This window comes from Mesorhizobium sp. WSM4808 (genome assembly GCF_055811675.1).
Map to the genome: position 1 here is coordinate 21,670 of NZ_JBVVQX010000027.1, position 21,526 is coordinate 43,195.

A 21,526-nucleotide genomic window follows, 5' to 3' on the forward strand; every position below is an offset into this window, starting at 1 on the left:
TCCAATGCTGATCCCACATCCACTTCTGGGCCCGCGCGATGCTCAGGAATTCACCTATCTGGGCGACGCGCGGCTCATCGACCGTCCAGACTCCTCCGCGCCCGATGCCGAGGCCGCCTTTTGCGATTACGTCTTCCTGCGCGACAACCCCTCAGGCGTGCACAGCGAACTGTGGTTCCACGAGCAGGGTGACCGGTCATGGCTGGTGGTGACGCGCGACACGGTCACCCATGAAGTCCTCGGTGCGGAACTGGCCCGCGACGTCGCCCTTTCGCGGACGAGGTGCAGCAAATGACACGGCTGTCCGGAGGGCTGATCGACCGCTCGCAGACCTTGAACTTCAGTTTCGACGGCAAGCGCTACCAGGGCCATCCCGGCGACACGCTCGCCTCGGCGCTGCTGGCCAATGGCGTTCGTCTGATGGCGCGCAGCTTCAAGTACCACCGCCCGCGCGGGCTGCTTTCTGCCGGCTCGGAGGAACCGAACGCCTTGGTGGAACTGCGGTCGGGCGCGCGGCGGGAGCCCAACACGCGCGCGACGACGGTGGAACTGTTCGACGGTCTGGAGGCGCGAAGCCAGAACCGCTGGCCCTCACTCGGCTTCGATGCACTGGCAGTGAACGACCTGCTGTCGCCTTTCTTCACCGCCGGCTTCTACTACAAGACCTTCATGTGGCCGAAAGCCTTCTGGGAAAAGCTCTACGAGCCGGCGATCCGCAAAGCGGCGGGCCTCGGACGCCTCTCCATGGAGGCCGACCCGGATACATACGACAAGGGTTTCCTGCATTGCGACCTTTTGGTCATCGGCGGGGGGGCAGCCGGACTGGCTGCGGCGCTGACAGCGGCGCGCTCAGGCGCGCGCGTGATAGTGGCAGATGAGGATTTCCGCCTGGGCGGGCGGCTTCTGTCCGAGACAGAAACGCTGGACGGAGGTCAAGCCACCGACTGGATCTCAGGGTTGGAGGCTGAAATCGAGGGCCTGCCGAACATTCGCGTGATGCGTCGCACCACGGTGTTCGGGGTCTATGATCACGGCATCTATGGCGCGGTGGAAAGCGTTTCCGATCATCTACCAGAGGCGAGCGGGCGTGTGCGCCAGACACTCTGGCGTATCACGGCGAAACGCGCGGTACTGGCGGCGGGCGCGACAGAGCGCCCCATCGCCTTTGCCGACAATGACCGTCCGGGAATCATGCTCGCCGGCGCAATGCGCGCCTACGCCAATCGCTGGGCGGCATGTCCGTCCGAGACGGTCGCCGTCTTCACCAATAACGATGACGGTCATCGCACCGCGCGCGATCTCGCCGCCAAGGATGTCCAGATCGCCGCCGTCATCGACGTGCGCTCCGAGGCGAAGGCTCGCGGTGACTACCGGCTGATCGCGGGGGGCATGGTGACTGGCTCACGCGGCCAGCTTGGCCTGAAGTCGATCGAGGTTCAGGCAGACGGCAGGTTTGAATGGATCGAGTGCGGCGCGCTTGGGGTCTCAGGCGGCTGGAACCCGAATGTGCATCTCTTTTCGCATCATCGCGGTCGGCCTGTTTGGAATGAACCGCTGCAGGCGTTCCTGCCTGGGGAGGATGGGCCTCTAGGACTAATTCCGGCAGGTGCGGCGGCGGGCAAATTTTCCACCGCCGACGCCATGCGTTCCGGCTCGCAAGCCGCACAGCGTGCGATGGGCGAACTTGGAATCGCGGCATCGTTGCCCGATTTGCCGCGCGCCGAGGAGGCAGACTACACGGTTGCGCCCGTCTTCCATGTACCGGGCAAGAAGCGCGCCTGGGTCGATTTCCAGAATGACGTGACAGTGAAGGATATCAAGCTCGCCCATGCCGAGAACATGCGGCCGGTAGAGCATTTGAAACGCTACACGACTCTGGGCATGGCGACGGACCAGGGCAAAACCGCAAACGTGACCGGGCTTGCCGTGATGGCGGAGCTAACCGGGAAGTCGATCCCGGAAACGGGAACAACGATCTTCCGCCCGCCCTACACTCCAGTGACGATCTCGGTCCTGGGCGGCGGCGATATAGGGCCGCATTTCCGACCCCGCCGCCTGACGCCGACTCATCATTGGGCAGAAGCGCAAGGCGCGGTGTTCGTCGAGGTCGGCCAGTGGATGCGTGCGCAATACTATCCGCGTCCGGGCGAAACGCATTGGCGGCAGAGCGTGGACCGCGAGGCCAGGGCCGTGCGCAGCGCAGTGGGCCAGTGCGATGTGACGACGCTCGGTAAGATCGATGTCCAGGGCGCGGACGCGGGCGAGTTTCTCAACCGGCTCTATTGCAACATGATGGCCACCCTGAAAGTCGGTCGAGTCCGCTACGGGCTGATGCTGCGCGAAGACGGCTTTGCCTATGACGACGGCACCTGTGCGCGCCTTACCGATGATCACTACTTGGTCACCACGACCACGGCCAATGCGGGGCTAGTCTACCGCAACATGGAGTTCGCCCGGCAGTGCCTTTGGCCGGAACTCGAGGTCCAGATCATCTCCACGACCGATGCCTGGGCGCAGATTGCCGTCGCCGGGCCGAAGTCGCGCGCTCTGCTCGCCCGCATCGTTGACGGGTTCGACCTGTCAAACGAGGCCTTCCCCTTCATGGCCTGCGCGGAGCTCACCGTCTGCGAGGGCCTGCGCGCGCGGCTCTTCCGCATCTCCTTCTCGGGCGAACTCGCCTACGAGATCGCGGTTCCCGCACGATACGGCCACGCGTTGATGGAGCGGCTGATGGAACTGGGAGCCGATCTCGGAGCGACGCCCTACGGCACCGAGGCGTTGGGGGTCCTGCGGATCGAGAAGGGACACGCCGCCGGCCCTGAGTTGAACGGACAGGCGACGGCCCTCATGGTCGGGCTTGGCAGTATGGTATCGCAGAAGAAGGATTCCGTCGGCGCGGTGATGTCGCGGCGCGAGGGCCTTGCGGGCGACAGGCGACGCCTGGTCGGGCTGCGGCCCGTCGATCCTGCCGGGAAGGTGGTCAGCGGCTCGCATCTTTTTGCGGAAGGCGCACCGAGGAAATTCGATACCGATCAGGGTTGGATCACGTCGGCCTGCTACAGTCCGCATGTCGGCTCGATGATCGGGCTCGGTTTCCTCGAGAACGGCGATGAACGGCTGGGCGAGGTGATCGTGGCCGCGAACCCGCTCGAAGGCGAAAGCGCGCGCCTGCGCGTCGTGCCGGCGCATTTTGTCGATCCTGAAGGAGCACGTCTTCGTGAGTGACCTGAGACCCATCACCGCGCTCGGTGCCGCGCTACCACGCCTCCCGTCGTTCGGGGCCTTGGAGATCCGCGAGAACACGGGGCTCGCGCTTGCCTCTCTGGCGCTGCGCCACGGAACCGTTGAGCCCAAGCCGTTCGGCCTCACTCTTCCCGGACCCGGCCGTTGGGTTGCAGGGCAGAGGGTTGCCGCGCTGTGGACCGGACCGGATCAGTGGATGATCGAGTACGAAGGCCGCGCCGAACTGGATTTTGCCGCCGAGCTCAAGCAACTCGCTCCCGGCTGCTCGGTAACGGAGCAGACCGATGGCTGGGTCGCGTTCGAGATCGTTTCGCCGGCCGGCTCAAGGCCTGTCGAGGCATTGCTGTCGAAGCTTGTTAACGTCGATCTCGCGGACTTTGGCCCGGGCCTTGCGACGCGTACCGGCCTTGAGCATATGAGCTGTTTCGTCATCCGCCGCAGCGACGCTCATGTCGCCGTGCTGGGCGCGCGCTCGTCGGCCGGATCGCTCTGGCACGCGCTGGAAACGGCGGCGAAGCGGCTAGAGGAAAGGGCAACATGACTGCTCAGATCATCGACGGCAAAGCGTCCGCGGCGCAGCTACGTTCGAGGGTTGCTGGGCATGTGGCCTGGCTCAAGGAGGAGCACGGCATTACGCGGGGCCTGGGTGTGGTTCTGATAGGCGATAATCCGGCGTCGGAAGTCTATGTGCGCAACAAAGGACGGCAGACGATCGAAGCTGGCATGAGCAGCCTTGAACACAAGCTGCCCACTGAAACATCTCACGCCGATCTGCTTGCTCTAATCGAGCAGCTGAATTCCGATCCGGATATTCATGGTATCCTCGTCCAACTCCCTCTACCCAGGCATCTGAACGCCGATCTGGTGATCAATGCGATCGACCCGGCAAAAGATGTCGATGGGTTTCACATTTCGAATGTCGGGCTTTTGGGAACGGGACAAAATGCGATGGTGCCATGTACCCCATTGGGTTGCCTAATGTTGCTGCGCGGCCATCTCGGCGATTTGTCCGGGCTCGAAGCCGTGGTCGTGGGGCGCTCGAACATCGTCGGAAAGACGATGGCGCAACTTCTGCTCGGCGACAACTGCACCGTAACCATGGCTCATTCGCGTACGCGCGATTTGGCCTCAATCTGTCGTCGAGCTGACATTCTTGTGGCTGCCGTCGACCGCCCAGAATGATCGCCGGCGACTGGATCAAGCCGGGCGCGACGGTAATCGACGTGGGCATCAATCGGATAACGCGGGCCGGCAAACAACACTGGTGGGCGACGTGGATTTTAGCAGAGCGGCCGAGATAGCGGGCGCCATAACGCCGGTGCCGGGAGGCGTCGGTCCCATGAGCATCGCTGTCTGCTCGCCAACGCGGTCCCCGCCTGGTGCCGTGCCCGCGGGCTGCCAGCGCCCGAGGGGCTGACCTTATGAGTCCTGTCCACGTCCGCCATTCTACTGACACGCCGAACGAATCTGTTCTGCACACTCGAGAAAATCGATATGGAAAAACACTGCCTAACCGTCACCTGCAAGTCGAAGCGCGGGATCGTCGCCGCCATCGCAGGTTACCTCGCAGAAAACGGCTGCAACATCACCGACAGTTCGCAATTTGACGATACGCAGACCGGCAACTTCTTCATGCGCGTCAGCTTCAGTTCCGAAGAGGGTATTGGGCTCGACACACTACGCAACGGGTTTGCCGACACCGGCGATGCGTTCGGAATGGAATTCGCCTTCCATGACGAGAGCCGCAAGATGAAGGTGATCATCATGGTCTCGCGTTTCGGCCATTGTCTGAACGACCTGCTGTACCGCTGGCGCATCGGAGCGCTGCCAGTCGACATAGTGGCGGTGATCTCGAACCACTTGGACTGTCAGAAGCCAGTCGTGAACCACGATATCCCGTTCCACTATATCAAAGTGACAAAGGAGAATAAGCGCGAGGCCGAGGCGCAGCAGATGCGGGTCCTCAAGGAAACCGGAGCGGAGCTGATCGTGCTTGCCCGCTACATGCAGGTGCTATCGGATGAGATGTGCGAGAAGATGTCCGGCCGCATCATTAACATTCATCACTCTTTCCTGCCCTCCTTCAAGGGGGCAAACCCCTACAAGCAGGCTTTTGAACGCGGGGTGAAGCTGATCGGCGCGACCTCGCATTATGTTACAGCCGATCTCGACGAGGGGCCGATCATCGAACAGGATACGGTGCGCGTCACCCACGCCCAGAGCCCATCCGACTATATATCGCTCGGGCGCGACGTCGAAAGCCAGGTTCTTGCACGAGCGATCCATGCCCATATCCACAACCGTGTCTTCCTCAACGGGAACAAGACGGTGGTCTTCCCCGCTTCGCCAGGCTCCTATGCCTCAGAACGTATGGGATGAGGGCATACGGATGAGATCTGATCCTGTCGTCGGGCAACAACGCGCCGGCGCTTAAAGCACTCCGATTGCGCAGGCTACGGCGTAGCGTCCGCTCACTGCGTGGCCCGTGCTTCTCGCGCTCCAGCTTTCCGATCTGCAATTGCAACTACGCGATCAGCGCTTCGGTACTGGAAAGCTTCGCTTGCGCATTGGCCGCTTCCGCCACCGCTACATCCCGCTCGGCCTCGCTACGCAGCCGCGCTCGCGTTCCCCGGTTCCCCTCCGTCGCCAGTATCCCAGTATCCAATGTGTGAGCTTGATTCCGTATCCAATTTTTGTGCTGAATAAGCGCGGCCAAGGGTCAAGGCGTCTTGTCCGCCGTTCGGGTGGGCGAAACGACGATTGATACATGCGGCGCCCAGGAGGACACGAATCATAGACTGGATCCCGCCAGCGTAGAATTGCACGCGCAGTGGCGTTGATCGCGATCAGCGTGGTGGAGGTCCGAGCGCAGGAACTCGAGGTCGCCATCTGCGGCGGTGGTTAGAGTGGTGCGGCTCCGATCGCCTTCGCGGAACTCTGTCAGTTTGCCACTGGCATTGTTGCGACGCCGCCATTGTTGAGATTGCGGCAACTGAAAACAACATAGGTACCGTCTGGGCCATGGGCGGAAGCAGCCCGGCGAAATGGCGTGATGTACGTGGCGAGCCTGGGGAAAGAGTAGCATCAACATGACCAAAGCGTGGAAACTTTACGATACGCGGCTAGCATGGATTCTTGTTGCCCCCACCCTTATGCTGCTCCTGGTGCTTCTCATGCTGCCGATCACCGTGATGGCGATCTACATCTTCTTTACCTTTGTCACCGCGGGCGTCCGAAACCGCAAAGCTGACCACCGCGAACTGGCACGAATTTCTCACCGACAGCTACTATTACGGCTTTCTGTTGAAGACGCTGAGAATCGGCGCGATGATGGCGCTGCTCTGCGGGGTGTTGGGCTATTTCCCAGCCTATTTCATCTGGGCCACCAGCTTCAAGCACAAGTGGCTGCTCTTGCTTCTGCTCATCGTGCCATTCTGGATCAGCTTCACCATCCGCACCTTTTCCTGGATCAATATCCTGGGCGAACAGGGCGTCATCAACGTTGCGCTGCTGAAAATGGGCATCATCAACGAGCCGTTGCCGATGCTCTACAACGAGGGCGCGGTGATCCTCGGGCTGCTGCACTTCCTGCTGCCCTACATGATCCTCAACGTCTATGTGAGCCTCGAGGGCATCGACCGCACGCTGATCTCTGCGGCCCGCTCGATGGGCTGCACCAGCGCGCAGGCGTTCCGGGAGGTCACGCTTCCGCTCTCTCTGCCCGGCCTCGCGGCGGGCCTGCTGCTCTGCTTCGTGCTGGCGGCCGGCAGCTATGTGACGCCGCAACTGCTCGGCTCGGGTCGCGACGCGCTGTTCGGCAACCTCATCTCCGAGACCATCATGGGCGAGCTGAACTGGCCGATGGGTGCCACGCTCTCGATCGTCCTGTTCGTCGTGCTCGGCTTCTTCGCCGCCATCTACACCCGCTACATGGGCATGTCGCAGATCGTCAAAGGACTGGGTGGATGATGAAGCCTGGGCAAATGAAGGCGGGGCGGCGGAGCGAGGAAGGCAGATGGGCCTGGCGGCTGACTGGCTTCGTCAAGCAACGCAAATGGGAGAACTGCAATGAAACTGACCAACACCAAACGACTGGAGCGGCTCAATGACCGCTATGTCAACGGCGATATCAGCCGGCGCTCGTTCCTGACGCTGACGGCGGCGGCCGCCGCCGCCACCGGATTGTCCATGCCCTGGATGGGACGCGCGCTAGCCGCTGTCTCAGAAGTGCGCTTCGACGGCTGGGGCGGCACGGTGCAGGAGGCGATCGACAAATATGCCTTCCAGCCCTACACGGCCAAGACCAAGATCAAGGTGGTCCAGGGCACGTTCGGCGGCGAGGAAGAGATCATCACCAAGATCAAGACTTCCAAGCCCGGCGACTTCCAGATCGTGCATTCGTCCGGCGACTACTACATCAAATATGTGAATGCCGGGATGAACTCGGAGATCAACGAGGCCAACATTCCCAACATGGCGAATGTGCTGCAGCCGATGATCGAGCCGCTCCGCAAGCTGACGCCGAAGCTTTCGGCCGTGCCTTACGACTACGGCACCACTGGCATCGCCTACAACACCAAGGTGATCTCGCCGGAGGAGGCGAAGGAGAAAGGTGCGGGCCTGCTGCTCGACAAGAAATATGCGGGCAAGATCGGCGGCGCGGACGGCATGGTCACGCGCGTCTGGTACGCGGCTCTGGCCACCGGGCAGGACCCCAACGACATCAAGGACATGGACATGATCTGGGCCAAAAGGTGCGCGAGACGCGCGACCTCGTCAAAAAGTTCTGGAGCTCCGGCGCGGAGCTGATGGATCTGCTGTCGAAGGAAGAGATCGTGGTGACCGATGCCTGGTCGGGCCGCGTCGCCGCCTTGCAGGACCAGGGCCATCCGATCGGCTATCTCGATCCGGCCGGCTCCTACGCCTGGATGGAGGACATGCTCGTCCTCAAGGGTTCGCCGATGGCCGAGTGCGAGGAGCTGATCAACTTCATGCTCGACCCGGTGACTGCTATCGCGGTGGCCGAGGGCCAAGGCTATCCGCCGTCGCTGGATCCGACGAAGGTCAAGCTCACCGAGAAGATCGAGAAGCTACCGGCCTTCGACTCGACAGGCATGATGAAGTCTTTGACCTTCGCCGATCCGGTCTATTGGGCGACCAACGAGGAGGCGTGGACCAAGCAGTGGAACAGGATCTCGAAAGGTGCGTGAGTGCGTTGAAACCATGCAGCCGTCCCGGCCGAGGTCGGCTGGGACGGACCTTTCGATCGCAGGTGTGGAACGCCCGGCGGTAGAGTTCCGCAACATCGACATCGCCTATGGCAAGTTCGTCGCGGTGCGCGATTTCTCGCTGTCGATCCGCAAGGGCAGCTTCGTCACGCTGCTCGGGCCGTCAGGCTGCGGCAAGACGACGATCCTGCGCTCCATCGCGGGGCTGGTCGACATTTCGGGCGGCCAGATCATGATCGATGGTCGTCGTGTCGACGACGTGCCTATTTACAACCTCAACATCGGCCTGGTTTTCCAGAGCTATGCGCTGTTTCCGCATAAAAGCGTCTTCGACAACGTCGCCTTCGGCCTAAAATACCACGACGTGCCCAAGGCCGACATCGCGCGTAAGGTCGGCAAGGCGCTAGAGATGGTCAGGCTTCCAGGCAGCGAAAAGAAACTGCCCTCGCAATTGTCGGGCGGACAGCAGCAGCGCATCGCGCTCGCCCGCGCCATCGTGTTCGAGCCGCAGGTGCTGCTGCTCGACGAGCCGCTGTCGGCTCTCGACGCAAACATGAGACCGGCATCACCGCGATATTCGTCACCCATGACCAGGAAGAAGCACTGTCGATGTCGGATCGGATCGTAGTGATGAATGCCGGGATGGCTGAACAGATTGGCACGCCCGAACAGGTTTATGAACAACCCGCGACTGCCTTCGTGGCCGACTTCCTAGGCAGGCCAACATGCTACAGGGCGTCGTGTCAGCTTTGGATGGGCAGGTCGCGTCTATCACGCTTGCTGGCGGTCAATCGATACAGGTCATCGCGCCGACGCGCCTTGACTCTGGCATGCGCCTTACGATCGTGATCCGTCCGCAAAAGATTGCCGTTGGTTGTAGATCTTATGCGAATACGCTGAAGGGCAGAGTGGTGTGCACCTCCTACCTCGGCGGAAGTGCCCTCTACGAGATCGACATCGGAACAGGTTTGCCGGTTCGCGCAAGTACGATGATCAATGGGCAGGTCGCGCGCGAGGGTGAGACGATCGACATCAGCTTCGACGCCTCTGCCTGTGTGTTGCTTGATGAACATCGACTTCTTATCGCCTAGTCTGGAGCCCGTTCGACGCTTCTGGGTCTTTGGCAAGTCGACTCATGGATATCTACTTCAGCTATGGCGGGACCATCTGCACAATTGCCGATTGACCAGAACACGAATCGGCAACGCGTGCGAATTAAGCTAGTGGGTCCGTTTGCCTCGATATCTTTCCGGAAGTTGTATTCCGTTATTTCGACCGCAATCTCTTCTTCATAGAAGTACTTATCCCCACAGCTGCTGTAGGTTGGCCCAGGTAGACGTGGCGATGTTTGGCTACCTGCCGGGCTCAAGATCTGCGCCTGGCGATTAGATTGGCACATGGATTATGATTGGCGTAATTTGAGGCCCGCATCTGGGCAATCGTTGCCTCGGTCGGCTACGTGCTCGAGGCTTTGGCGCGGCGCGAGCTTCTTTCAAAAATGGTAGGGGCCGCAGGGAAACGCGAAGCAGTCGGGGCATCTGAGGTCCGCCTTTGGGCCTGTCGACGCGGCGGTCCTGTCTGGTCATGTCCGCTATCGCTCCTGTGCTCCTGCGGGCCGCCGGAGACGGAGTTGCGCGCGCTCGCCAGCGAGCCCCAGCACATCTCGGTGAAGATTCGCTGCGGACGTTGCGCGCCGACCGCCGATGCTGCGGAAGGTCCGCGTTTTGTGGAGGTGGAACGCGTATCCAACTTGACTCCGTATCCAATTTGTGTGCTGAATGTAATCGTCCATTGAGCAAACGCCGTTTAGCCCGGCTCGACTGGGACGGAGCGGAAGTCTATGAAAAGGGACCGGGCTCGCCGCCTTTCTTCGATTGGTGACGACGGATACATACCGCGCCCGGAGATCTGGCGTCGGTGAGAAGAACAGCAATCTCAGGGGGAATTCGTATGCAACTGAACGAACGCAAGATTTCTCGCCGCGGCCTAATCTCGGCGGCCAGTGTCCTGCTGGCGGCGCCGTATATCATACGCGCAGACCGCGCCTTCGCCCAAGGCGGCGAAATCTCTTTCGTTACTTGGGGCGGAGCCTACAAGGAAGCCGTCCAAAAAGCTGTCATTGAGCCCTTCACGGCAGAGACCGGCATCAAGGTGAACGTCATCGATACGCCCGACCTTGCCAAGGTAAAGGCGCAGGTCACCTCAGGAAATGTCGATTGGGACGTGTTCGACGCGCCGAGCGCACTCGGGGCGTCGGGCTCGAAGGAGGGCTACTGGGAACCCCTCGACCCGGCGCTCTTCGATGCCGATGATCTGGCGCTGCCAGCGGATCGTGACCGTGTCCCCTTCTACACCTTTGCCGGCGGCATCGCGTGGGATCCGGCGAAGTTCCCTGAAGGCAAGCATCCGACCACCTTCGCGGAGTATTTCGACTACAAGAAGTTTCCCGGCCGGCGCACTTTCCGCGATCGGCCCAGCGAGACCCTCGAAGCTGCCCTGCTGGCCGATGGCGTATCGCCCAGCGAACTCTATCCGCTGGACGTCGACCGTGCTTTCAAGAAACTCGATACCATCAAGCCTTATGTCGCCTCCTGGGTCGCCGCTACGCCGCAGACCGTCACCCTGCTGCAGAGCGGCGAGGTCGATTTCTCCTACACCTATTCGGCCCGCGTGAAGGCGACTCAGGCAAGCGACAAGACCCTATCCTTCTCCTTCGCCGAGGCCTTGATCGGCACCGAGTATCTCGCGGTTGTCAAGGGCGCGCCCCACAAAGAGAACGCGTTCAAGTTTGTGTCCTACGCGCTGCGGCCTGAAGCCCAGGCGCCGCTGATGGAGCAGCTCGGCTACAATCCAAACTCCAAGAAGTCGCTGACAATGCTCTCCGATAGCGCCCGCAAGTGGCTGCCGGATTCGAACAACCCACGGAACGTCATCCTGAACGACAACTGGTGGGCTGATAACTTCGAAACGATCTCTCGCCGGTTCAAGGAGTGGATTCTCACCTGATCCGGAGAATCCCCGCCGACGGCGGATGCGGCTCTGAAGACCCGTCTCCGCTGTTTCGCGAAATCTGTCGAACCCTACTGAGACGATAGCAAACGAATGCAGTATTTCTCCGCAGACGATATCGCCTCGCTCTCCATGTCCAGGCGCAAGGTGCTGGAGATTGCCGAGCGCACCATTGCGGCGCTGCATGACGGCTCCGCAAGGATGGCCCCCAGACCGGTCATCGAGGCGGCGAACGGCACCCGATTCATGGCCTTTCCTGCCCTGCTGCAGAACGACGGTGTGGCCGGGGTAAAATGGCTCAGTATCGAGCCATTCGACCCCGCAGTTGGCCAACAAAACCTGGAAGCTTCGATCGTCCTCAGCGCGCTCAAGGGCGGTCGGTTGCTCGCCGTGCTAGACGCCCGCTGGATAACCGCCATCAGGACCGCCACGGTCAGCCTGGTGGCGGCGAAGCGGATGGCGCGGCAGGCAAGCACCCGAATGGCAATCATCGCATGCGGGGAGCAGGCGCAATACCACCTCGATCTGTTCTCGAAAGCCTTTCCGTTGCAGGAGTGCTCCTGCTTCAGTCGCCGCATCGAAAGCGCCGAGCGGCTCGCGGCCAAAGCGCGCGACATAGGGCTGAAGGCGAAGGCCTACGCGGGGCTGCGCGAGTGTGTGGAGGGTGCCGACATCGTCGTCACCACGAGTCCGGCGCCGACCGAAATTCTTATCGAGCCGGAATGGTTCACTCCCGGTGCTTTCATCAGCCTCGTCGATCTCGGCCGGACCATAAACACCATGGCGCTGTCGCCGCGCGAGCAGTTCTTCGTCGACGATCTTGTCCAATTCGAGGCGCTGATGGCCAATGGCGCCCTCAAGCGGTATGCGCCTGTGAAGGCGCTCTCCCTCCAGCAACTCGTGGCCGAGAACCGCAACTTCGCCGCGGATGGGCGGCGGAAGGTGTTCCTTCCCACCGGCCTCGGCGCTATCGACATCGCAATCGCGCGGGAGGTTCTCGAGTTATCGAAGGGACCACGGGCGTGAGATCGACGCTTTTGGAGCTGAACGGCAAGATTTTCGATGCCGTCGTCATCGGCGGCGGCATAAACGGCGCGGCGTCAGCCAATCGCCTCGCCGGCGCGGGCTACGAGGTGTTACTTATCGAAGCGGGAGATTTCGGATCTGGCAGCTCCAGCCGCTCGAGCCGCATCATGCATTGCGGCCTCAACTATCTCGCCGCCGCTGCCGATGCGACGACTATCAGGTCGAAGATCAGCAATGTGGCCCTCGCCGGCCAGATGATGCGCGAGCGCCGGCGCCTGCGCTCGGTGATGGGGCGGCGGATTTCGCCGCATACCTTCTACATCCCACTACGCGCCGGGAATACGGTAGCCCCGTGGAAATACGATCTGGCCTTCGCCGTGCTGAACGCGCTGTCGGGCTGGGATTCGACTCTCGATTACCGGCGCTACCGGCAGGATGAACTTGGGCATATCGGCATCACCCGCTATCTCGGCGGCGGCCTCACCGGGCTCGCAGCCTTCACTGAATATGTCTTTGACTGGCCGGAACGTATCTGCGTCAATCACGTACTGGACGCGGCCGCTTATGGCGCAACGATCCGCAACTACACCGAACTGGTGGCAGCACACAGCGGCGATGGGCGGTGGCGCGTTACGCTCGCCGACAGGCAAGGAGAGGGAGGCACGGCGGAGATCGACGCGAAGCTGTTGTTGAACCTCGCGGGCCCCGGTTCCGATCTCGTTAACGCGGCCTGTGGCTTGTCAGACAGCAGGACGGTGACGCCGAACAAGGGGTGCCACATAGCGGTGCGGCTGCCGGAGGAATTCCGTGGCGCCGGCGTGATCAGCCGCAACGAGCTGGGTCACCTTTTCCTCTGCGTGCCGTGGAAGAACTTCCACATACTCGGGCCGACGGAGACGCCGCTCAAAGGCTTCGTGCGCGACCCCGTCGCAGGCGAGGAGGATGTGGCATCTATTCTCGATCAAGCGAACGCGACGCTGCCAAGTCTCGGTCTCACGAAGAGCGACGTGATGTTCGCCTGGGCGGGACTGCGGCCGGCGACCTACGATCCGGGCAATCCGCGCGGATCATGGCGGCGCACGATCTACGAGCATTTGACCCGCGATAACGCGCCGATGGTAAGTGTCTCGTGGGGACGGCTCGCCGATCATTCCTTCACCGCTTCAGACATGCTGGCGCGGGCGCGAAAGTACTTGGGGCCGCGGCAAAGGCGCGCGCGGCGGTCGGAGCAATCGGTGCAGGACATGCCCGGATCGGTCGAGGACATCCTGTTCCGCCGCACGGGGGTCGGATGGAGCGCCGACCTTGGGCTATCGCAGGCGGCGCGGGCTGCCGCCGAACTGCAAGGCGGGGGGGCGTCGGCCGAAAAGCTGGTTGCTGGCTACATCAAGATGCTGGCCGAGCGTTTCGGCTACGAGGACTAGAACGCACATGCTTTACCCGTTCCGACGGTGTTTTGCTGCTTGCAATGTCCAGCGGCATTTTGATCGAGCTCTCGGAGGCTAGCGAGAAGATTGCCACCTTCAGCCTGGCGAAGGACAGGTTCTGGTGCTCGACGGCCAGCCGGTCGGCGGCCTCGACATCGCGATCCCTGATCGCCTCGAAGATGAGCCGGTGCTGACGACTTGTCTCCGTCAGGTGCTGCTTGAGATCGCCATTGCCCTGCCCCTCGGAGTCTCCCTCGCTGGAGAAACAGGCGCGCGACAGTCGGCTCGAGGTCAGCAGCATGCGCTCGTAAAATTCGGAGAAGAAGTGGTTGCGCCCTGCGCGCGCAATACTCATGTGGAACGCGACATTAGCGTCCTGGCGCTGCACACCGTTGCCCTCGTCGCACAGCGCGTCGAACTCGCGCATCCGCTGCTCAATCTCCGCCAGATCCGTCTCGGTGCGCTTCTCGGCTGCGAGCCGCTGGACGATCCGGCTCGACACCACCAAAGCGTCATAGATCCTCGGCAGGTCATCAAAGTTGAGCGGCGCGACGCGGGCGACTCGCCGGTCGCGTATGACCAGCCCTTCCGAGATGAGTTGAATGATCGCTTCCCGGATGGGCGTGCGCGAAACCGAATGCCGTCTGGCAATGCCGGCTTCGTCGATAACAGTGCCTGGCGCCAAGGTAAGCTTCAAGATGTCTTGGCGCAGTGTGTCGAATACCTTGCTGCCGTCTCGGCTTTTTACGATCCTGTTCATGATGTCGCTCCCCTATCGTGGAGGCAAACTATTCCGGCGCGACCGTCGATGCAAACGAATCTGGCCGTAACACGCCGGCAGCGCTGGTCTTTATTTTGGCATGCATCTTTTCAGGTGCGCCGCCCATCATTGATCGAGGATGACAGAGTCTTCGGGCTTCCAGCTCACGCGCAGCCTACTGGCAATTTCCGGGCGCGCATCCGACTGCAGCGAGGCCGCGGTGGCGATGAGCCGGAACCCGACGTCGGTGGTCAGGCAGATTCGGGTCGAGCGGCCGAAGAAGGATATCTCCTTCACGGAGCCTGAAAGTGTATTCTCGCCGTGCCTCGGCTCTTCCCCGTTTGTCAGGATGCGCAGCTTCTCCGGGCGAAACATAGTGGCGAGTTCGGTCCCTTTTGGATGATCGAACGGCTGAGTGCCGAGATTACAGTCCTCGGCGATGGTGAGCTCCGCCTTGCCGGCTGCCCGCCCGGTGATAATGTTGGATTCGCCGAGGAACTCGGCAACGTAGCGGCTTCGGGGACTGAAATAAAGGTCATCGGGCGTACCCAGCTGCGCGATACGCCCGACGCTCATCAGGCAGATGCGGTCCGACATGTTGAGCGCCTCCTCCTGGTCGTGCGTCACATATATGAAGGTCGTCCCGAGATCCTGGTGAAGGCGCTTGATCTCGCCCTGCATCTGTTCGCGCAGATTCTTATCGAGAGCGCCCAGGGGCTCATCCATGAGGATTATGGCCGGCGAATAGACGATGCAACGGGCGATGCCGACGCGCTGCTGCTGGCCACCGGAGAGCTGCTTCGGCTTGCGCTTCTCGAAACCCGTAAGGCCGACGCGCGCCAGCGCCTCTGCGACCTTCGCGCGGGTGACATGGGCCGGCTGCCGCCGCACCTTCAGCGGGAAGGCGACATTGTCGAAGACAGTCATATGCGGCATCAAGGCGTAGTTCTGGAACACCATGCCGAGACCTCGGTCGCGCGGCGGGACATTGGTCAGGTCCTTGCCGTCGAGCCGGATCGTCCCCGAACTCGGCGCCAGCGCACCGGCGATCAGGTTAAGCAGCGTACTCTTGCCCGATCCCGACGGCCCGAGTAAAGTCAAGAACTCGCCGCTACGAACGTCGAGGTCGGTGGGTAACAGCGCCGTCATCTGCCCAAAGGATTTGGACAGTCCCCGCAGCGAAATGCTGTGTCGGGCGTCACCGCTCGGCGCGCCATCAGCCATCAGCCTGCTCCTTCACCGGCACATTATAGGCGAGCTTGAGCCGCCCACCGTCGGCGTAGATTGTCTGGCCCGTCATGTAGCTGGAATCCTCGGATGCCAGGAACACGCAGATGCGACCGATCTCCTTCGCCGTGCCTAGCCGCTGCATTGGCGTGCGCGAGAGTATGCCGCGCATGGCATCCGGATCGGTGCTGAATATCTTGCTCAGCAGTTCGGTGTCGATAGAGCCGGGGCCGACGCCGTTGACGCGGATGCCGTGCGGCGCGAGCCCAAGGGCCATAACGGCGGTGAGCTGGTTGAGCCCACCCTTGCTGACCGCGTAGGGAACAATGGTAGGGCTGCATATGACGGCGTTGATCGAACTCATATTGATGATCGCGCCATGTACGCCGTTGTCGACCATCCAGCGTGCGCTGGCGCGGCCGACGAGGAAGGCGCCCTTAAGGTTGACCGCGATCACCTCGTCGAAGTCCTCCTCGGTGATTTCAAGGATGGTGCCGTTGCGGCTGATACCGCTATTGCAGACGACTATATGCAACACACCCCATGCCGCTACGGTGGCATCCAGCAGGGCCTGCACTTGGTCGGAGCGGGTTACGTCGCATTCGCAGAAGCGGCAGACGTCGCTGCCGCCCAGTTCTGCTGCGAGTGCCGCTCCCTTGTCCTTTTGGATGTCGGCGATCATGACGCGGCAGCCTTCGGCGAGGAATTCGCGAGCTACACCCGCGCCGATTCCCTGTGCCGCTCCGGTAATAATCGCGACCTTGCCTTCGAGCTTCATTTGATTATCCTTCCGGGCGCTTTGGTGATTTCCGCATCGAAGTCGCAGTCCTCGATGCTGGTAGACAGGAACTGTTTCTGGATGCGCTGGGTAGGCGTCTTGCGGAACTCGTCGAGAAACGCCCAGAAGCGCGGCACCTGGAATTTCGGTAGGCGCTCCCGGCTCCATTCGAGCAGTTCGGAAGCCGTGACCCGGCTTCCCTCGTTGCGCCGCACGAAGAGCTTCAGATCGTCGTCGCCGACATCGCTCTTAACGCCGATGAGGGCGCATTCCGCGACCTCCGGGTGATCGTTAAGCACACGCTCGACTTCCCAGGCCGAGATATTCTCGCCGCGCCGCCGCAGGCTGTCCTTCTTGCGTCCGTGGAAGCGGATAAAGCCGTCCGCGTCCATCGTCGCTAGGTCGCCAGTGTAGAGCCATCCGTCGTGCAGCGCGTCCGCGGTCGCCTCGGGGTTGCCGAAATAGCCAACGGTGAGCACGCCCGGCTCGCGTTCAGCCACCCGAATCTCGCCGGCGACTCCCGGCGGGCACTGCTTGCCCTCTTCGTCGACAATCTGAACCTCGAAATAGTCGACGGCCTTGCCGGTCGAGCCGCGTCGACCCTCGGTGTTGATGGTCGAGAAGCTGCAGGTCTCGGTCATGCCGTAGCCCTCGCGGACCGCGACGCCGAAACGCTCCTCAAACGGCGTCCAGATATCAGCGGGGCAGCCGCCACCCCAGGCGATGCGCGCCCCATGCGTCTTGTCGAGCGGGCTCTCGGGTTGCTTCAGCAGCATCTGCAAGACGCCGCCGACATAATGGATGTGCGAGGCACCGGCTTCCTTCACCTGCTGCCAAAAGTGTGAAGCGCTGAAGCGTGGTACCATGTACAGGGTCACCGGCACCATGAGCGCGAGCACCAGCACCTCGGCCCCGAAGACATGATAGATCGGATCCCAGAAGTGTAAGGTATCGCCGGGCTCGACGCCGGAGATCCAGATCGAGCCTAGAGCGCTTGCGAGCAGCATGCGGTCCGACATCTGCACACCCTTTGGAGCGCCGGTAGTCCCCGACGTGTAGAGGATAATCCGAAGGTCGTCCCATCTGAAGGGGACTTCAGGAGGATGGTCGCCGGCCGGGCCGATTTTGACCCCATCATTTCCGGTGAAGTCGCCCGGGCCATCGCGCCAGAGAACCTGGGCAACCCTTGCTGTCGCGACGGGCTCGTTGAGTACCTCGGCAAACTCCCGGTCGGCAATGACGAGAGCGGGCTGCGAATGGCCTAGCTGATAGCTGAGGCTTGGTCCCTTCAATGCCGTGTTTACCGGTACGAGTACTGCACCGACCCGAATCAGGGCGAAGAAGACAAGAACATGATCGAGATGATGCCCGAGCATGACCGCAACGCGTTCGCCAGGCTTCACCCCGAGGCTAGCAATACTTGCAGCCAGCCGTCCGGATTCTTGTTCCAGCCCCGCGCAAGTCAGTTTGCCGCCGGCCCAGCGCAGATAGACGTGGTTAGGCCGCGCCCGCGCTGCCGCCTTAAGCAGCGAAGAGACAGTCTCGTCGTCTGTGAAATAGGGTGGGCCGCTCTCGCGGTTGAGCTTTACCAAAGCCATTCTCCTTCGTCCTTGATGATCCACCGTTCACTAAGCGCCGCCTCGTCGAAGCTGCGGGTGATGGACAGGTGACCGTTGCGCTGGCGCACCGCCATGATGAAGAACTCGAAGACCGCGGCCCGCAACTCAGGATCGGCCTCGCTGGTGAAGGGCACGAGCCCGCCGAGCGTCAGCGTCGCGGTGTTGTCCTGCGCCGTTATCTCGACGGGGTTGCGGAAGGCGGCGAAGATCGCTCCGAACATGTCGGCGATGCTCTTGGGGTCGGTGCCCTTGTGACCGGTCGCGTTGGCGAGTTCCCCGGTGAATTGGGCTCCGAGCAGTCGCATGGCTTTGGTGATGATGTTGCAGGACTCGTAGGCGTCGAACAGGCTATAGACGATCGAGATGACATGGCGGACATAGTCAACGCTGTAATTATAGCCGCCCTTCAGGATTCGCGCTTCCGGCCAGGTCTGCGGATTGAGCTTGGGCGTCTTCTCCGGAATGAATTCCGGGCTGTGCTCAACATGCTCGACGCGGAAGCGTTCCTCGGGCCGCAGGTTGTGGTCGTATTCGAAGAAGTACCCCTCGTCATACGGGTGGCCTTCGGCGACGAATTTGGTCGCCACCCAGCCGAGGCGCGGGCAGTTCAGGAATTCGCCGTTGCGCGGATGCCAAGTCGACAGGATCGTGCGGCGCACCGACGGCGGAACCGTGAGGGCCGCCATGCCCGGATAGGAGCCCCAGGGCGCCATGTAACGTATCCACGCCTTCTTTGGGCTTTCGACGACAACCTGCATGTTCAGCCCGCCGATCGCGTTGCTGAAATAGTGGTAGAGCGCGGCGGTAATCGCGGGCGGGTTCCCAGCTATCTCGAGCTTGTCCAGCGCTTCGAGGAAGCGTTCCTTCTGCTCCGAGGAAAGCAGTCGCCGCCAGATCTCGTTGAGCGCGGCCTCGCCCTTCTCGCGAAAGACCATCGAGGTGATCCCGGAGACCATGTACCAGGCGAATTTGCTCGCAAGCGCGGTGCGCTCCCGAAGCTCATTGAGCGTCTCTTCCGTTCTCACTTGCGTCAAGGGGATGGTCATGCGGGCTTCCTTTCTTCATATGATCGCCGAGCGGATCAGTTCTGGATGGGCGAGGAGTTCTTGAAGGCGGCGAGGATGAGACAGACGACCAGCGAAACCGCCGTCAGCAGCGTAGAGACGGCGGCGATCACCGGCGATACCTCCCAGCGGATCGCACTGAACATCTTCACCGGCAGAGTGGTGGTCGAGGAGCCGGAGAGGAACCACGAGATCACCACTTCGTCAAAGGAGATCAGGAAAGCGAACAGCGCCGCGGCGATCAGCGAGGGTAGAAGCTGCGGCAAGACGACGGAGATCAACATACGAATGCGGCCCGCGCCGAGAAGCTGGGCGCCGAATTCGAGGTTTGGATCGAGCTTCCGTACGCCGGCCATCATGATCACCAGCACAAAGGGCGTGGTGTGGACGACATGACCGAGTACCAGCGCGAGGGTCGTGCCGGTGATGTGCAGATAGGAGAAATAGAGGTAGAGGCCGAGCGCGGTAATAATCGTGGGCACGATCAGCGGGCTGAACATCAGCGCCGAGATGAGGCGCTTTCCCGGGAAGGAATAGCGCGCGAGCCCGTAAGCGGCGGGGACTGCGGTCAGGAGTGTCACCGCCGTATTGATAACTGCCACCTTCAGGCTCTGAAACAGCGGGTCGGTCCATGATGCCGAGTTGAAGAAGATATGGAATAGGTCCAGCGAATATTGCCGCGGCGGGAAAGAGAGCTCGTCGGCCGAACCGAAGGCGATCGGTACGATGATGATGATGGGCGCCAGCAGAAAGACATAGCAAAGGATCACCAGCAGGGTGCCGAGCCATTCATGGCGCTTTTGCAGCGGGTCGCGCAGATGTTCGCTCATCCCACTCTACCCGCACGCTGCTTCCAGACCAGGAACGGGACGGCCACGATCAGCACCATGCCGAGCAGCAGCACGCCGACTGCCGATGCCATGTTCCAATCGAGAGTCTCGCGTGTGTAGAAGTCGACGAGGTTCGACAGCATGGCGTCCTTGGGACCGCCGAGCAGTGCCGGGATAATGAAGAAGGAGAGCGCCATCACGAAGGCGCTGGAAGCGGCCGCGAACACCCCTGGCATGCTGAGCGGCAGGGTGACGGTCCAGAAGATCCGCGCCGGTCGAGCGCCCATGATCTGCGCAGCCCGATAGACTGAAGAGTCGATGGCGAGCAGACTCGCGAGTATAGGAAAGACGACGAAGGGCGTCAGATAATTGGTCATGCCGACCATAACGCCGACCCGGTTCAGCACCAGAGGGATGGCGACCTGTGTCCCTGTCGCGTAGCTGAGCAGCGAATTGATGATGCCGGTGCGCCCGAGGATGACGGTGAAGGCATAGCATTTGACCAGAACGCTGGTCCAGAACGGCAGCAGCACCAGCGTCAGCAGCAGCGTACGCCGGCTCGGCGACTGGCGTGCGAGATGCAGCGCCACGATGTAGCCGATGAGCAGGCTGAGCGTCGAGGAGTTGAACGATATTTCTAGCGTTGTGGAGAGCGTCTTGGAGAACAGCCTGCTGCTCAGCACCTCGCCGAAGAAGGTTAGGGAGAAATTCGGACCGTCGAGACTGGTGTAGAAGATGTAGATCAGCGGCAGCCCCGAGATTGCCAAGGCGACTGCCGCCGCCGGCGAGACGAACACGAATGCAGCGCGGATGTTCTGCGATCGACTCATGGTCGTATCGCCGCATTGGTGGCATTTTTTTTGGGTTGCGGGGTTCCGGCACGGGCGGTTTCTTGGAAGTGACGACTTGCCATTGCTGGAACGATCTCCACGAAGCGACGAGCGGATTCACGCGGCCTGTTCGCAATTATGACTCTGATGCGGCGACCATAGGCGCAGCGGTTAATCTGCCCGGCAAATTCCACCGGGGGGGGGCGGTCCTTCGCCGTTCGAACTCCTCGCTCCGCTGGCGTCGAAACGACCTTGGGCACCCGCTACATACTCGCCAACTTCTGTACACGAATTGGATACTGTGTCAACTCCGGGGCGGCTTGCCGGGGATCCGTCGCGGCTAGGCCATTGACTTCCATCCGGTATCCGTTAGGTATACGGATGGAAGAATTGATCGTCGAAAATGGTGGAGCGCGGGCGAAATTTACAATATCCAGGTAAGTGGCAGGAAGGCGGTGCCGCATGAGTAATTCCCTGTTGGTGCA

19 protein-coding genes and 1 pseudogene are annotated in these 21,526 nt (G+C 61.6%); 13 read left to right on the forward strand and 7 right to left on the reverse strand.

The window, feature by feature from the left end; all coding sequences use genetic code 11:
- Positions 1–4 precede the first annotated feature (4 nt).
- From AC0L2U_RS31105 to AC0L2U_RS31165, 13 genes and pseudogenes are all read left to right on the forward strand, one after another.
- Positions 5–295: a sarcosine oxidase subunit delta gene (locus AC0L2U_RS31105; RefSeq protein WP_473603203.1), complete on the forward strand. Its 291-nt coding sequence runs from the start codon at positions 5–7 to the stop codon at positions 293–295.
- Positions 292–3,225 carry a sarcosine oxidase subunit alpha family protein gene (locus tag AC0L2U_RS31110; RefSeq protein ID WP_473603204.1) on the forward strand — a complete coding sequence of 978 codons (2,934 nt, stop codon included), beginning with the start codon at positions 292–294 and terminating at the stop codon, positions 3,223–3,225. The genes AC0L2U_RS31105 and AC0L2U_RS31110 overlap by 4 nt, the downstream gene beginning before the upstream one ends.
- Positions 3,191–3,784 (forward strand): sarcosine oxidase subunit gamma, encoded by a 594-nt coding sequence (locus tag AC0L2U_RS31115; protein WP_473603205.1) that lies wholly within the window; start codon positions 3,191–3,193, stop codon positions 3,782–3,784. The genes AC0L2U_RS31110 and AC0L2U_RS31115 overlap by 35 nt, the downstream gene beginning before the upstream one ends.
- Positions 3,781–4,668: pseudogene (locus AC0L2U_RS31120) on the forward strand (bifunctional methylenetetrahydrofolate dehydrogenase/methenyltetrahydrofolate cyclohydrolase). The gene AC0L2U_RS31115 and the pseudogene AC0L2U_RS31120 overlap by 4 nt, the downstream one beginning before the upstream one ends.
- A gap of 69 nt (positions 4,669–4,737) precedes the next feature.
- Positions 4,738–5,622 (forward strand): formyltetrahydrofolate deformylase, encoded by an 885-nt coding sequence (gene purU, locus AC0L2U_RS31125; RefSeq protein ID WP_473603206.1) that lies wholly within the window; start codon positions 4,738–4,740, stop codon positions 5,620–5,622.
- Between the two features lie 837 nt (positions 5,623–6,459).
- Positions 6,460–7,212 (forward strand): ABC transporter permease, encoded by a 753-nt coding sequence (locus AC0L2U_RS31130; RefSeq protein ID WP_473603207.1) that lies wholly within the window; start codon positions 6,460–6,462, stop codon positions 7,210–7,212.
- A 99-nt stretch (positions 7,213–7,311) separates the two neighbouring features.
- Positions 7,312–8,052, forward strand: coding sequence for a twin-arginine translocation signal domain-containing protein (locus AC0L2U_RS31135; protein ID WP_473603208.1), 741 nt, complete (start codon positions 7,312–7,314; stop codon positions 8,050–8,052).
- A complete protein-coding gene (locus AC0L2U_RS31140) occupies positions 8,052–8,453 on the forward strand; it encodes an extracellular solute-binding protein (RefSeq protein WP_473603210.1) in 402 nt (133 codons plus the stop codon). The genes AC0L2U_RS31135 and AC0L2U_RS31140 overlap by 1 nt, the downstream gene beginning before the upstream one ends.
- Positions 8,446–9,099, forward strand: a complete 654-nt coding sequence (locus AC0L2U_RS31145; protein ID WP_473603211.1) for an ABC transporter ATP-binding protein — start codon at positions 8,446–8,448, stop codon at positions 9,097–9,099. Before AC0L2U_RS31140 ends, AC0L2U_RS31145 begins: the two co-directional genes overlap by 8 nt.
- 97 nt (positions 9,100–9,196) lie before the next feature.
- Positions 9,197–9,562, forward strand: a complete 366-nt coding sequence (locus AC0L2U_RS31150) for a TOBE domain-containing protein (RefSeq protein WP_473603212.1) — start codon at positions 9,197–9,199, stop codon at positions 9,560–9,562.
- An 859-nt stretch (positions 9,563–10,421) separates the two neighbouring features.
- Positions 10,422–11,477, forward strand: a complete 1,056-nt coding sequence (locus AC0L2U_RS31155) for an ABC transporter substrate-binding protein (protein ID WP_473603213.1) — start codon at positions 10,422–10,424, stop codon at positions 11,475–11,477.
- Positions 11,478–11,573: 96 nt separating this feature from the next.
- Positions 11,574–12,506 (forward strand): hypothetical protein, encoded by a 933-nt coding sequence (locus AC0L2U_RS31160; RefSeq protein WP_473603214.1) that lies wholly within the window; start codon positions 11,574–11,576, stop codon positions 12,504–12,506.
- An 11-nt stretch (positions 12,507–12,517) separates the two neighbouring features.
- The gene (locus AC0L2U_RS31165; protein WP_473603216.1) at positions 12,518–13,930 is read left to right on the forward strand and encodes an FAD-dependent oxidoreductase; all 1,413 of its coding nucleotides are present in this window, start codon (positions 12,518–12,520) and stop codon (positions 13,928–13,930) included.
- On the opposite strand, the gene AC0L2U_RS31170 is transcribed toward AC0L2U_RS31165, so the two are convergent.
- The 7 genes from AC0L2U_RS31170 to AC0L2U_RS31200 form a co-directional block, all read right to left on the reverse strand.
- Positions 13,893–14,693, reverse strand: coding sequence for a GntR family transcriptional regulator (locus AC0L2U_RS31170; protein WP_473603217.1), 801 nt, complete (start codon positions 14,691–14,693; stop codon positions 13,893–13,895). The genes AC0L2U_RS31165 and AC0L2U_RS31170 overlap by 38 nt on opposite strands.
- 126 nt (positions 14,694–14,819) lie before the next feature.
- The gene (locus AC0L2U_RS31175; RefSeq protein ID WP_473603218.1) at positions 14,820–15,917 is read right to left on the reverse strand and encodes an ABC transporter ATP-binding protein; all 1,098 of its coding nucleotides are present in this window, start codon (positions 15,915–15,917) and stop codon (positions 14,820–14,822) included.
- A complete protein-coding gene (locus AC0L2U_RS31180) occupies positions 15,910–16,698 on the reverse strand; it encodes an SDR family NAD(P)-dependent oxidoreductase (protein WP_473603219.1) in 789 nt (262 codons plus the stop codon). Before AC0L2U_RS31180 ends, AC0L2U_RS31175 begins: the two co-directional genes overlap by 8 nt.
- Positions 16,695–18,296, reverse strand: a complete 1,602-nt coding sequence (locus AC0L2U_RS31185; protein WP_473603220.1) for an AMP-binding protein — start codon at positions 18,294–18,296, stop codon at positions 16,695–16,697. The genes AC0L2U_RS31180 and AC0L2U_RS31185 overlap by 4 nt, the downstream gene beginning before the upstream one ends.
- Positions 18,284–19,363 (reverse strand): hypothetical protein, encoded by a 1,080-nt coding sequence (locus tag AC0L2U_RS31190; protein WP_473603221.1) that lies wholly within the window; start codon positions 19,361–19,363, stop codon positions 18,284–18,286. Before AC0L2U_RS31190 ends, AC0L2U_RS31185 begins: the two co-directional genes overlap by 13 nt.
- A gap of 35 nt (positions 19,364–19,398) precedes the next feature.
- The gene (locus AC0L2U_RS31195) at positions 19,399–20,211 is read right to left on the reverse strand and encodes an ABC transporter permease (RefSeq protein WP_473603223.1); all 813 of its coding nucleotides are present in this window, start codon (positions 20,209–20,211) and stop codon (positions 19,399–19,401) included.
- Positions 20,208–21,041 (reverse strand): ABC transporter permease, encoded by an 834-nt coding sequence (locus AC0L2U_RS31200; protein WP_473603224.1) that lies wholly within the window; start codon positions 21,039–21,041, stop codon positions 20,208–20,210. Before AC0L2U_RS31200 ends, AC0L2U_RS31195 begins: the two co-directional genes overlap by 4 nt.
- Positions 21,042–21,526: the final 485 nt, after the last annotated feature.

Bases quoted from the DNA above. Each gene is read 5' to 3' on its own strand.
- AC0L2U_RS31105 (WP_473603203.1), top strand. From the start codon at position 5: ATGCTGATCCCACATCCACTTCTGGGCCCGCGCGATGCTCAGGAATTC.
- AC0L2U_RS31110 (WP_473603204.1), top strand. From the start codon at position 292: ATGACACGGCTGTCCGGAGGGCTGATCGACCGCTCGCAGACCTTGAAC.
- purU (WP_473603206.1), top strand. From the start codon at position 4,738: ATGGAAAAACACTGCCTAACCGTCACCTGCAAGTCGAAGCGCGGGATC.
- AC0L2U_RS31135 (WP_473603208.1), top strand. From the start codon at position 7,312: ATGAAACTGACCAACACCAAACGACTGGAGCGGCTCAATGACCGCTAT.
- AC0L2U_RS31140 (WP_473603210.1), top strand. From the start codon at position 8,052: ATGGATCTGCTGTCGAAGGAAGAGATCGTGGTGACCGATGCCTGGTCG.
- AC0L2U_RS31150 (WP_473603212.1), top strand. From the start codon at position 9,197: ATGCTACAGGGCGTCGTGTCAGCTTTGGATGGGCAGGTCGCGTCTATC.
- AC0L2U_RS31155 (WP_473603213.1), top strand. From the start codon at position 10,422: ATGCAACTGAACGAACGCAAGATTTCTCGCCGCGGCCTAATCTCGGCG.
- AC0L2U_RS31160 (WP_473603214.1), top strand. From the start codon at position 11,574: ATGCAGTATTTCTCCGCAGACGATATCGCCTCGCTCTCCATGTCCAGG.
- AC0L2U_RS31170 (WP_473603217.1), bottom strand. From the start codon at position 14,693: ATGAACAGGATCGTAAAAAGCCGAGACGGCAGCAAGGTATTCGACACA.
- AC0L2U_RS31175 (WP_473603218.1), bottom strand. From the start codon at position 15,917: ATGGCTGATGGCGCGCCGAGCGGTGACGCCCGACACAGCATTTCGCTG.
- AC0L2U_RS31180 (WP_473603219.1), bottom strand. From the start codon at position 16,698: ATGAAGCTCGAAGGCAAGGTCGCGATTATTACCGGAGCGGCACAGGGA.
- AC0L2U_RS31185 (WP_473603220.1), bottom strand. From the start codon at position 18,296: ATGGCTTTGGTAAAGCTCAACCGCGAGAGCGGCCCACCCTATTTCACA.
- AC0L2U_RS31190 (WP_473603221.1), bottom strand. From the start codon at position 19,363: ATGACCATCCCCTTGACGCAAGTGAGAACGGAAGAGACGCTCAATGAG.
- AC0L2U_RS31195 (WP_473603223.1), bottom strand. From the start codon at position 20,211: ATGAGCGAACATCTGCGCGACCCGCTGCAAAAGCGCCATGAATGGCTC.
- AC0L2U_RS31200 (WP_473603224.1), bottom strand. From the start codon at position 21,041: ATGAGTCGATCGCAGAACATCCGCGCTGCATTCGTGTTCGTCTCGCCG.